Source organism: Arenibacter sp. F20364 (assembly GCF_023015905.1).
Lineage (GTDB): Bacteria > Bacteroidota > Bacteroidia > Flavobacteriales > Flavobacteriaceae > Arenibacter.
Genome location: NZ_JALKBD010000005.1, coordinates 173,001 through 185,468 on the forward strand (window position 1 = coordinate 173,001; position 12,468 = coordinate 185,468).

The 12,468-nt window shown below is 38.9% G+C and carries 12 protein-coding genes; 3 read left to right on the top strand and 9 right to left on the bottom strand.

Going from position 1 to position 12,468, the window contains the following annotated elements; genetic code table 11:
- Positions 1-2: 2 nt before the first annotated feature.
- Positions 3-968, bottom strand: a complete 966-nt coding sequence (gene gldB / locus MWU84_RS05890; protein WP_246899377.1) for a gliding motility lipoprotein GldB — start codon at positions 966-968, stop codon at positions 3-5.
- 93 nt (positions 969-1,061) lie between these two features.
- Here gldB and nadE point away from each other — a divergent pair, with 93 nt between their 5' ends.
- Both nadE and MWU84_RS05900 read left to right on the top strand, forming a co-directional pair.
- Positions 1,062-1,850: an NAD(+) synthase gene (nadE, locus tag MWU84_RS05895; RefSeq protein ID WP_246899378.1), complete on the top strand. Its 789-nt coding sequence runs from the start codon at positions 1,062-1,064 to the stop codon at positions 1,848-1,850.
- Positions 1,851-2,019: 169 nt separating this feature from the next.
- Complete coding sequence (locus tag MWU84_RS05900; RefSeq protein WP_246899379.1) at positions 2,020-2,649, top strand: response regulator transcription factor; 630 nt, start codon at positions 2,020-2,022, stop codon at positions 2,647-2,649.
- A gap of 86 nt (positions 2,650-2,735) precedes the next feature.
- Here MWU84_RS05900 and dnaG read toward each other — a convergent pair whose 3' ends face one another.
- A complete protein-coding gene (gene dnaG, locus MWU84_RS05905) occupies positions 2,736-4,715 on the bottom strand; it encodes a DNA primase (protein ID WP_246899382.1) in 1,980 nt (659 codons plus the stop codon).
- Between the two features lie 125 nt (positions 4,716-4,840).
- Here dnaG and MWU84_RS05910 point away from each other — a divergent pair, with 125 nt between their 5' ends.
- On the top strand, positions 4,841-5,107 hold the full coding sequence (locus tag MWU84_RS05910; RefSeq protein WP_246899384.1) for a zinc-ribbon domain-containing protein: 267 nt from the start codon (positions 4,841-4,843) through the stop codon (positions 5,105-5,107).
- An 11-nt stretch (positions 5,108-5,118) separates the two neighbouring features.
- Here the strand turns inward: MWU84_RS05910 and MWU84_RS05915 are convergent, their stop codons facing one another.
- The 7 genes from MWU84_RS05915 to MWU84_RS05945 form a co-directional block, all read right to left on the bottom strand.
- A complete protein-coding gene (locus MWU84_RS05915) occupies positions 5,119-6,192 on the bottom strand; it encodes a PorT family protein (RefSeq protein ID WP_246899386.1) in 1,074 nt (357 codons plus the stop codon).
- 87 nt (positions 6,193-6,279) lie between these two features.
- Positions 6,280-7,071: a hypothetical protein gene (locus tag MWU84_RS05920; protein WP_246899388.1), complete on the bottom strand. Its 792-nt coding sequence runs from the start codon at positions 7,069-7,071 to the stop codon at positions 6,280-6,282.
- Positions 7,072-7,082: 11 nt separating this feature from the next.
- Positions 7,083-7,655, bottom strand: a complete 573-nt coding sequence (locus MWU84_RS05925) for an RNA polymerase sigma factor (protein ID WP_246899390.1) — start codon at positions 7,653-7,655, stop codon at positions 7,083-7,085.
- Between the two features lie 114 nt (positions 7,656-7,769).
- A complete protein-coding gene (locus MWU84_RS05930; RefSeq protein WP_246899392.1) occupies positions 7,770-8,747 on the bottom strand; it encodes a polyprenyl synthetase family protein in 978 nt (325 codons plus the stop codon).
- Between the two features lie 168 nt (positions 8,748-8,915).
- A complete protein-coding gene (rlmN, locus tag MWU84_RS05935) occupies positions 8,916-9,962 on the bottom strand; it encodes a 23S rRNA (adenine(2503)-C(2))-methyltransferase RlmN (RefSeq protein ID WP_246899394.1) in 1,047 nt (348 codons plus the stop codon).
- Between the two features lie 88 nt (positions 9,963-10,050).
- Positions 10,051-11,100, bottom strand: coding sequence for a tRNA preQ1(34) S-adenosylmethionine ribosyltransferase-isomerase QueA (queA, locus tag MWU84_RS05940; protein WP_246899396.1), 1,050 nt, complete (start codon positions 11,098-11,100; stop codon positions 10,051-10,053).
- 95 nt (positions 11,101-11,195) lie between these two features.
- Entirely contained in the window at positions 11,196-12,425 is a 1,230-nt protein-coding gene (locus MWU84_RS05945) for a 3-phosphoshikimate 1-carboxyvinyltransferase (protein ID WP_246899398.1), read from the bottom strand.
- Between the last annotated feature and the right edge of the window lie 43 nt (positions 12,426-12,468).

The following is a 12,468-nucleotide window of genomic DNA, read 5'->3' on the forward strand; positions in this document are numbered from 1 at the left end:
TTTTACAGCTTTCTTGGTTTATACCCTGACCTTTTGAAAAGTTCTTCTTCGGGCATGGTCAACATTTCCTGTAAAGTAATCGTGTTATTATCCATGAAGGCCTTGACTATTTGCCAACCTATATATCGCCCTATTTTACCAGGCGACTCGTTGTCCAATTCCAATTCAAACTTGGAGAAGGGAGCTGGATCCAAAAATCTTGGCCCCAATTTACTATTGGTACTATACAATAATTCGCGTTCAATAAAATAACGCCAAACCTGTTCTTCGTTGGCTTCAGCCCACTCCAATTCATCCGGGGCGTAGCCTATAGTTACAGCTTCGCTTTTTTGAGGCATAAGCCTTTCCATTAAATACAGCTCCTTGCCATAATAAACAAGTTGCGATAAAAAAGTGCGATCACGTGGCGGCGCCACAACGGCTTTAGCAAATGCACTGGCCACATCGCGGGTCAAATATTGTTTATCCAAGTCGTTTGCGATATACTTGGAAATACCTTGATAGAATTTATGGGAGTGCCCTAAATAGTTATCAAGACCAACTAGTAGCAAGCTATCCGTTAGAATTATTCTATTATTGTAGTCCACTTCAGAGGTCACCGTAACCACCTTTGGTAATCTGTAATTAGGAAAGTAATACTTTATATACTTAAACAACCACTCAAAATCTTCTTTTTCACTCTCAAAACCGGGGAAAGTTTTTCCTACCTCCTGCATAATTTCCATTTGTAGGGTATCCTGTAATTTGGCAAGCCAAATACTATCCGGATAATTGGCGGGAAAAAGATAGGGATACTTTTTTTTCAATACAGGAATATCCAAAGGTTTTGCTTCCGCAAATTCCCTATCAAACCTGTAAACCTTTAAATCTACTTTTATTTTACCGACCTCATCGGCCAATTTATCGCTGCGATCACAACTGCAAAAAATAATAATTGGGATAAAAACAAGGAATATGGCCTTTCGCATTCTAAAGTAATTCGGTTAATGTTTTAAATTTTAAATTCTAGGCTTTATTTTTACCGTGCAAAGTTAAGTTTTTAAACCTTATAAATTGTTCATATGCAGACCGAAAAAGTTATAGACCACATTGTAACATGGTTACAGGAATATGCCAACAAAGCCAATATAAAGGGATTTGTTATCGGAATTTCCGGAGGTATAGACTCCGCGGTCACCTCCACCTTATGCGCAAGAACCGGACTACAACTTTTATGCTTGGAAATGCCCATTCACCAAGCCGAAAGCCAAGTTACCCGAGCTTCGGACCATATAAAATGGCTAATGGACAACTACAACAATGTTAACCGACTGAAGGTTGACCTTACTCCCACTTTCGATAGTTTGGTAGATGCACTGCCCAGTGTTGAAAATGAAGAGGAGAGATTTATGTCCTTGGCCAATACAAGAGCTAGGTTAAGAATGACCACTTTATATTACTTTGCGGCATTGAACAAACTGCTTGTGGCCGGTACTGGAAATAAGGTAGAAGATTTCGGCGTAGGGTTCTATACAAAATATGGGGATGGAGGTGTAGACTTAAGTCCGATTGCCGATCTTCTCAAAACCGAAGTATACGAAATTGCAAAAACACTGGGCATCAACGAAGATATCATTAAGGCCGCACCTACTGATGGGCTTTGGGGCGATGACAGAACGGACGAAGACCAAATAGGGGCTTCATATCCAGAATTGGAATGGGCTATGCAAATGGAGGAAGAAGGAAAAACGGATACGGATTTTTCTGATAGACAAAAAGAGGTTTTTCAGATATACAAAAGATTTAACCGCGCCAACAAACACAAAATGCTTCCAATTCCTGTTTGCGAAATACCAAATTCGCTAAAATGAACATCTCACCTAAGAACCAAGTGATTAAATCGAAAAAACATGCGAAAATTTTCGGTTTTCAATAAAAAAATGAAGCTTTGCTTATCGAATTAGATATTTTAACCCTACATTGCATGTCAGTATTTTTAGACATGATTATTGATGTTGAAATCTAGAAAAATAACCAAAAATGATCAAAATTTTAATTGCTGATAATCATCCTATTGTTCGGATGGGCGTTAAACAAGTCTTGGAACATGTTTCAGATATCGAAGTTATCGCCGATGCATCTACAACCACAGAATTGTTCAATAAGCTGGAAATTTTTACCCCAGATGTTATTCTTCTGGAAATGGACATTCCCGAAATTAATGGTATCGCAACCCTTAGAAAAATTAAAAAACAATATCCCAACATACGGGTTTTGATTTATAGCGGTCAATCTGAGGATGTTTATGCTTTAAGTACCATACGGGCAGGAGCTTTTGGTTACTTGTCCAAAACATCGGACATAGATTACATTATAAGTGCTATACGAAAAGTTAGCGAAGGCAATATGTTTATTACCAACGAATTGGCCCAACGCCTTGCTTTTGATGAAGGCACACAAAAACCAAGAAGGTTCTTTAGAAAACTTTCCACAAGGGAAGTTGAAGTCCTTAAATTATTGGCCAGTGGAAAACGTAATAAGGAGGTTGCCCAAGGCCTTGATCTAAACGAAAAAACCGTCAGCACCTACAAAGCACGCTTAATGCGTAAACTAAATGTTGACAACTTAGTGGATTTACTACAGCAAGCCAAAGCTTTGGAACTGTACTAGTTAGAAAACAACCAATCAATAATAGAAAAGACTGATTTCCTATCAAAAAAGGATTTCAGTCTTTTTGTTTTAATCATTCAGAAATCTTAGGAAAGAACCCTGTTCAGTTTTTTGTTTAACAACACATTGAGCTGTATATAGTTCATTATCTCTTCCATAGTTTCCATATTCCCTTCCTGATTATTTAAGGTGTTCTCCTGAAGGGACCCTATCCTCTTTTTTATCAAATAGCACCTCAGCGTTAAAATAGTTTCGCTGACCAACTGGGAAATCCCTATTTTTTTATCTTTCGGGTAAATATCCTTGCGCTCCCATTGATGGAGAACGTACTTTTCCTCCTCCATTAAAATAGAAGAAATTTCCGATGCCAGTTCTTGGTCCAAATTTGCGATAAAGGTGGTAATGGAAAAAATTTCCTTCTCGTTAAGGTCTTCCATTAATTTATAGTAGATATTTCTGAACTGCTCATTGGCCAGTTCAATTTCATCATCCTGGAGGTCTAGATATATCTTTTCATATACTTTGGCATCCAAGGATTCGGGCTCCAATTCCAAATCACCTTTCTCATTTTCCTTTAAGACCAAGTCTTCGAATTGTTGGTCCAAATCCCCATATAGCAGCAACATCTCTATAATCTTTCGCTCCAGTTCATATTGCACATCCACCTTTTGACGCAATGGTTCGTTCTTGACCACATCAAAGGCCTGCTGCTCCTGTTTTATCTTTTTATTGGCATCCGATACGTCCTTTTTTCCTATCTGTGCCAGGGTATTGAACAAAACCGCCTCGGAAATATTCATGATCTGGGCGCACTCCTGTATATAAATTTCCTTCTGTATCCTATCTGGAATTTTAGAGATACTGTTCACTATATCCCTAACCGTATCCGCCCTTTTAATAGGATCGTTTGCAGCTTCCTCCACCAATAAAGAAGCTTTGAACTGAATAAAGTCCTTGGAATTTTCCTGTAGATAGAGCACTACATCCTCGTAATCATTGTTTTTGGAAAAACTATCGGGGTCTTCCCCTTCCGGAAAGGTACAAACCTTAACGTTCATCCCTTGTTCCAGAATAAGGTCTATCCCCCTTAGGGAAGCCCGTAATCCGGCCGCATCCCCATCAAATAAAACCGTTATGTTCTTGGTAAGCCTATTTATCAATCTTATTTGATCTGATGTCAATGCCGTACCACTGGAAGAGACCACATTGTGTATACCCCGTTGATACATCTGAATAACATCCGTATATCCTTCCACCAAATAACAATTGTCCTCTTTGGCAATGGCCTGTTTAGCAAAGTATATACCATACAGCACCTTACTTTTATGATAAATATCGCTCTCTGGAGAATTTAGGTATTTGGCCGCTTTTTTATCATTCGTCAATATTCTCCCTCCAAAACCGAGCACCCGGCCACTCATACTGTGTATTGGAAACATTACCCGGCCCTTAAAACGGTCAAAGGTCTTTTTGTTATCCTTGTCAGTGGCGTCATCTTTGACAATGGTAAGGCCTGTTTTTTCCAGATAACTCAATTGGTATCCCTTATTGAGAGCTGCTTTGGTAAATCCATCCCACTGATCCAAACAATAGCCCAGATCAAACTTCTTAATGGTATCATCCGTAAATCCACGTTCTTTGAAATAGCTTAAGCCTATGGCCTTGCCCTGTTCCCTTTCCCACAAAATCTCCGAAAAATATTTTTGCGCATATTCAGAAACCAGATACATACTCTCCCGTTCATTGGTCTGCTGCTTTTGCTCGTTGCTTAGCTCTGTTTCCTCGATTTCAATATTGTATTTCCTGGCCAAATATTTAATGGCCTCCGGATAGGAAAAATGTTCGTGCTCCATTAGAAAGGCTACCACATTCCCTCCTTTCCCACTACTAAAATCCTTCCATATCTGTTTTACCGGGGAGACCATGAAACTGGGACTGCGCTCATCGGTAAAGGGACTAAGTCCCTTAAAGTTGGAACCCGATTTCTTCAGTTGTACAAAATCCCCGATTACCTCCTCCAAACGGGCCGACTCATATACTTTATCTATGGTGGATTTCGAAATCAATCTTTACATTTTTTAGAAGGCTAAAGATAGCACTTTAAGGCCTATTGAAAAAAGTAAAAGGCAAGCATGTAAGATAAATATTGGTTAAATTGCCATATTATTCTAAGAGTATAAACAACAAGGAAATGATTTTATTTCTCGGAACCAAACCTGGAAAAACAACTTCAATATTGCTTCAAAATGTGGTATGCCCCTATTGCGAAAACAAGGGCACCCTGACTGCGATAACAAGTACAACCTATTTCCACTTGTTCTGGATTTCCCTTTTTAGAGTGGCAAACCATACCGTAATTAGCGGTTCCCATTGCAAAAGGACTTATTATGAGGATGAATTTACTGAAGAAATGCAGCACAGCTTGGAAGTTGGATCAAGCATAGAACAAAAAAACTAATCTCACTTACCTTATTTTAGATCGAAACGAAGTCCTAAAGAGATATTATGCTGGTCAACAATGGCATTGTTAAAAATAGGGTTCAAATCGTACTTCACATATAACAAAGCCTCTCCAACACCAGTATAGGCACTTAAGCCGTACACAAAATCATTGGTGTTATAACCTCTTTTAAATTTATCCTTTACGCTGTCCCCATCCCTGTCATATTTCAGTTTTTGGCGACTACCAATATTAAATCCGACATAACCTCCCAAACCTAGCCTAAATTGTTTGTGAACGGAATATCGCATCATCTTGTCGGTCTTCTTTAGACGTGAGGGACCAAATTCCAAATGTACGGGAAAGACCAAATTATCCATCCTGAATTTAGACTTGTCCAAATCATAATCAAATTCTTCCAACATAGTTTGGTCGCCATTGGAAACAAAGTATCTATTATCCTTTGGTTTTAGACCATTGAACTGAAAGGAAATTCCGTAATTGATCCTTACAAAATTAGTGTTTTCAAATACCCTGGTCTGCCATGCGTAACCCAATTCAAAAAATCGACTTCCACCTACTTTGTATGGAGTATCTTGTAAAGACTCCCCATCTATTAATGAATTGTTCAACCCAAAAGCAATTATGAGGTTGGAAGAGGTCCGCCGATCATATTTCATTTTGTATTGATTTCCCGAATTAACCAGAATTCCAAAGATTTTGTCGCCATCCTTATCCCCTGCTCCAAATCCTATTTCAATCCTCTCCAAATCCAGGTTCAAGTCCAATTCCCCATTTCGTTGCAACAAATCAATATAATTTTCTATAATTACCAGCTTATTTTCTATATTCCTTGCCCGGTTTTCTGCAGCTTTTCTTTTAAGGATATCCGCTTCCTCCTTGGTCAGATCCCCGTCATCCATTCGTTTATTGATTTGCTCCACCTCGGATTTTAAAGCCTCCCTTTCCGTAGTTTCTATAGCCGTCTTTTTCTTTTCCAACTCTTCAATTCTATAATTCCTTATGTTCAAATCCTGTGCCTGTAAATTCTTTGTACATAATAAAACTACCAATACTGCTAGATACCACGCCAATATTCTCATAATAAATTTTGATTTAGAAATCCCAGCCCCAGAGCTCCAAAAGGAGCAGGGCAATGGGAAATGATTAATGATTGATGAATTAATTTTTTAGTTATTTCTTGAAGCAACTGCCGTCTTTACCTTAATGTACCCCTCCTTTAGGATATCAAATATTTGCTCACGGAAAGTTCGGTCCAATTCGCTTTCAACATCTGCCAGTAAAGCCATAGCATCCACAGAATGGTTATCCCTAAATATTCTTTTAGAAAACAATTCTTTCTGTGCTTGTTTTAAGAGTAAATCCACTTCAGCATCCGTTAGGGAGATATTATTTTGCTCCAATAGATTCACCTGTGCAACTACCTCCTCAATTTTAGCATTGATAAGGGAATCGGGGCCTATCAATTCCTTTTCAACCAATTTTGGTTCAATGTATTCTCCACTGGCAATAACATTCCCAATTTCTTCCTCCTTTATAATTGCTGCCGAGCTTGTGTCCTCAATTAACTCCTTTGGTGTTTTATTGGTTTCTGTACCAACTATTTCGATTGCCTTACTGGTTGCGGCATCAACTTTATGCCCTTCAACACTATTTTCATTCGGAAGATTTTCCGGCATATGATTGACCCCTGAATCAGGGGCTGTTACGGTTTTAACATCCGGAGTATTCAATTCATCATTAACATTAAAGTAAATTAAGGACATTATCAATAATCCTATAATACTGGCAGCAACGCCAACCTGGAGGTTTCCTATTTTCACATTTCCCTTTTTGGGCTCCAATTGGTTCGATAACAAATCCCATGCCCTATCGGATGGAACAATTTCCCGTTTATCCAATTTCTCCTTAATATGTTCCTCAAATTTTAATGGTGCCATATCATTAATTGCTTTTTTCATTATATATATCCTTAATTGCCGCCCCCCTTACTTTTTTTTCTCACCCCCAGTTCGCTTAGTTTCTGTTGTAACATCTTACGTGCCTTGAATAACTGGGATTTAGATGTACTTTCCGTTACTTCCAACATATCAGCTACTTCCCTATGGCTATATCCTTCAATGGCATATAAAATAAATACCATTTTATATCCTTCAGGCAAGGCGTCGATCAACAATTGAATTTGCTCCAAATCCAAATCGGAGGTAATTGCAATTTGCTTTTCGGCACTCCTTTCATAAACTTCGTCGTCATAAACTATAGGCTGGCTCCCCCTGAGATAGGTGATGGATTCCCTCACCATTATTCTCCTGATCCACCCCTCAAAACTCCCCTCCTGCCTAAAGGAATCCAAGTACTTAAATACCTTTACAAAGCCGCTGACCATAACATCTTCGGCAAATTGAAGATCCTTGATATATTGTCTACAAACGCTCAGCATCATAGGGGAATACCTGTTATACAGCCATTTTTGCGCCTGTGTATCCCCAGATTTGGCCTTCTTAAGCAGTAACTTTTCGTTATTGTAAAAGGAAATTATTTTCAAACCCCAAAAATTTGTTTGTTATAAAGATAGACGACTATAATTACTAAATAGTTGCCTAAGAAAATGAAGAAACTAAAATAAAGATATAAATAATTGATTTACAGAGGTATAAGTTTATTTTTTTCGGTCCACCACGTAGTTTACCATAAGTTCCAGCGAACTTTTATATTCCGAATTTGGGTAGGTATCCAATAAGGCCAATGCCTCTTCCTTATAGGCCAGCATCTTATTTACGGCATATTCGAGTCCACCATTATCTTTTACAAAGGCGATAACTTCCTTGACCCGCTTTTTATCCTTGTTGTGATTCTTAATGGAATTGATCAGCCATTTTTTTTCGGCCTTGGAACATTTATTGAGTACAAATATCAATGGCAAGGTCATTTTTTGTTCCTTAATATCGATCCCTGTAGGCTTGCCAATTCTTTCCTCCCCGTAATCGAACAGATCATCCTTTATTTGAAATGCCATACCAATAAGCTCTCCAAATTTCCTAAATGTTTCTACATCCAGGGAATCGGGCTTAACGGAACAGGCTCCTAAACTACAGCAAGCCGCTATTAATGTTGCCGTCTTCTGCCTAATAATGTCATAATACACCTCCTCCGTAATATCCAAACGCCGTGCTTTCTCAATTTGAAGCAATTCTCCCTCACTCATCTCACGTACTGCCACAGAAATAATTCTGAGAAGATCAAAATCCCCGTTATCTATGGATAAAAGAAGCCCTTTTGAAAGTAGGTAGTCCCCCACTAAAACGGCTATTTTGTTTTTCCACAAAGCATTTACGGAGAAGAACCCGCGACGTTTATTGCTATCGTCCACCACATCGTCGTGGACTAGGGTGGCGGTATGTATCAATTCTATAACCGATGCCCCTCTATATGTCCTTTCGTTTACTTCCCCATTATTCAACAATTTGGCTGTGAGAAAAACGAACATAGGGCGCATCTGCTTCCCTTTTCTATTAACGATATAGTATGTAATCCTATTTAATAAGGCAACCTTGGAAGACATGGATTCATAAAACTTTTTTTCAAAAAGTTCCATTTCCTGATTAATCGGTTCCTTTATTTGGGATACAATTTTCAAGGGATAATATAAGCGGTTTCGGATTGCTAGTTCAGTTGCGTAAAATTAGGCAAAAAAACATAGTAATTAACAGCCAATAATGGTAATGTATCCCTAATTTATAGATTTCAGCGAATTTGTCATCGGAATTGATGCAAGGCATAGTTGCCTATACGTAGCCATTTTTTTCTAAGATTTATTGGCCAATTGTCCACAAGCCGCATCAATATCCTTACCCCTGGATCGTCTTACGGTTACTGTAATGCCATTTCTTTCTAAGGTACTAACATACATTTCAATGGCGGTATTTTTGGCTTGTTGAAATTCCCCATCGTCTATTGGATTGTATTCTATGAGATTAACCTTGGAGGGGGCGAACCTGCAGAAATCTACCAGGGCATTAACATCTCTCTGGGTATCATTAATCCCCTCCCAAACCACATATTCATAGGTAATCCTACTTTTCGTCTTTTGGAACCAATATTCAAGTGCCTCACGCAGATCGGTCAAGGTAAAGGTAGCATTGAAAGGCATTATGGAAGTCCGTATTTCATCTATGGCAGAATGCAGGGATACCGCCAATTTAAATTTCACTTCCTCATCCGCCATTTTACGTATCATCTTAGGAACTCCAGAGGTAGATACTGTTATTCGTTTGGGAGACATTCCCAATCCTTCAGGTGAGGTTATCTTATCAATGGCCTTTAGCACATTGTTATAATTCATCAAAGGCTCTCCCATGCCCATAAAAACAATATTACTCAAAGGGCGATCAAAATATAGTCTACTCTCATTGTCAATGGCCACTACTTGATCATAAATCTCATCCGGATTTAGGTTTCTCATTCGCTTTAGTCGGGCAGTAGCACAAAATTTGCAATCCAAACTGCAGCCCACCTGACTGGATACACAGGCCGTAGTTCTTGTCTTGGTAGGAATTAAAACAGACTCCACAATAAGATCGTCATGTAGCCGAACCGCATTTTTGATGGTTCCATCACTACTGCGTTGCATTTGATCTACCTTTATATGGTTGATCACAAAATTATCCTCCAGCATCTGCCTAGTTTCCTTAGAGATATTGGTCATATCTTCGAAGGTATGGGCGGATTTTTGCCACAACCATTCATAAACCTGGTTACCCCTAAAGGCCTTGTCTCCCTGAGCTTCAAAGAACGACCTAAGTTGTTCTTTGGTAAATGCCCTTATATCCCTTTTGTTTTTTGCAACTTCCACTTCCTAAAGATAAATGATTCTATAAAAAAATCCCGTCAATCCACAATTATCTGCGATACTGACGGGATCTTAGTATTAATTTGGATGCTTATATAATCAACATAGCATCACCGTAAGAATAAAATTTATATCCTTCTAAAATTGCTTCCTTATAGGCCTTCTTCATCAAATCGTGCCCCATAAAAGCCGAAACCATCATTAATAATGTAGATTTTGGCAAGTGAAAATTGGTCACCATGGCATTGGCAATGCTAAAATCGTATGGAGGAAAAACAAACTTGTTCGTCCAACCGTCGAAGGTATTTAAGGTCTGCTGGGAAGAAACTGCACTTTCCAAAGCCCTCATGGCCGTAGTTCCTACCGCACACACCCTTCGCTTCTTAAGTTTAGCACTATTCACAATTTCTGTTGCCTTTTCATCTATGATCAATTCCTCGCTATCCATCTTGTGCTTGGAAAGATCTTCTACCTCCACCGGATTAAAAGTACCCAGACCTACATGCAGGGTCACTTCGGCAAAGTCTATTCCCTTTATTTCCAATCTTTTTAACAAATGCTTGGAAAAATGTAAACCGGCGGTGGGTGCTGCAACGGCACCTTCATGCTTTGCATAAATAGTTTGATATCTTTTTTCGTCTTCAGCCTCTACCTTTCTCTTAATATACTTAGGCAAAGGAGTTTCACCAAGTTCTTTTAATTTTCTTCTAAAATCGGTATAGGAGCCATCGTAAAGGAACCTCAACGTCCTTCCTCTAGAGGTAGTATTGTCTATTACCTCTGCTACTAAAGTCTCATCATCACCAAAATAAAGTTTGTTACCAATTCTTATTTTACGCGCTGGATCCACCAAAACATCCCAAAGACGTTGTTCCTCATTTAGCTCACGTAATAAAAAGACCTCGATTCTAGCTCCGGTTTTTTCTTTATTACCATACAATCTTGCAGGAAAAACTTTGGTGTTGTTAAGCACCATAACATCGCCCTCGTCAAAATAGTCAATAAGATCCTTGAACATTTTATGCTCAATTTTACCTGTATCCCTGTGAACGACCATTAATTTGGACTCATCCCTGTTCTCTGCAGGATACTCTGCCAATAATTCATTTGGAAGTTCAAAATTGAAGTGCGATAATTTCATTTAGTATATTCCTTAAATTTAGATTAATGTTTTGCGGCTGCAAATATACGACGATGCAGGGGGCGATGTCAAGTAAATCGCCATTTAAATAAAAATCAAACGGTTTGCACCTTGAATTTTAGATTTTTCATATCCTCCCAAAAGTCGGGATAAGATTTGGATACTACTTCCGCATCGTTGACAAACAGTGATGTTTTTAAAGCCAATGGAGCAAAGGCCATGGCCATTCTGTGATCGTTATAGGTATCTATCGCGATTTCCTTTTTTATTTCCTTGGAAGGTTCCAGGGTCAAAGTTTTGTCGGTGACGGATATAGATGCGCCCAACTTGCTCAATTCTGTCTTTAAGGCTTCCAGCCTGTCGGTTTCCTTAATTTTAAGGGTGTGTAATCCCGTCATATGACAACCTACCGCCAATCCGAAACAAGTTACGGCAATGGTCTGCGCTATATCCGGTGCGTTTGCCAGGTCCAAATTGAAAGTAGAATCTTTCGGGTTTGACGTTTTTTTCAAAACAACCTCATGCCCCTTAAAGCTGGTTTCCACTCCAAAATCCCTATAAATATCCCTAAGCACGCTATCGCCCTGAAGGCTGTTCTCGTTATAGGCCGATAAAGAGATTTCGGTACCTATATCACAAAGTGCTACAATACTATAAAAATAGGAAGCAGAGCTCCAATCCGATTCCACAACTTGGACAGTAGTCCCAAGGGTAGTTTTTGGTGATACTTTTATTGTATTTCCTTGGAAAGAATTCGTTACCCCAATTTGGGAAAGCAGGCCCAAGGTCATTTTTATGTATGGTACCGATGTAATTTTACCAACCAACTCCAACTCAATTCCATTTTCCAGACTCGGCCCTATTAGAAGCAAGGCTGAAATATATTGACTACTGATATCCGCTGGCAGACTAACCTTATACTTTGTCAATTTTTTACCCTTTATAGCAATGGGTGGATACCCCTCGTCCTTTAAATAGCTAATTTCCGCACCCAGAGCCCTCAGTGCCTCAACCAAGACTTTTATAGGCCTTTCGGTCATTCGTTTGGAACCTGTTAAAGTAACTTCTTTGTTTTCCTGTGATGCAAAATAAGCCGTTAAAAACCGCATGGCCGTACCTGCGTGGTGAATATCCACAACACCATTGCTGATCTGCAACCCTTTTTGCATTACTTCCGCATCATCGGAATTGGAAAGGTTATCAATTTGTATATTGGGAAACAAGGCCTGTAATAACAATAACCTATTGGATTCACTTTTGGATCCAGTAATTTTTACTTCTGATTTAATTAGGGTTTGCGATGGGGCAGATAAATGTAGCTTCAATTTATATGGATTTTTAGGACGTAATTGCTTTATTTTTTGTTTT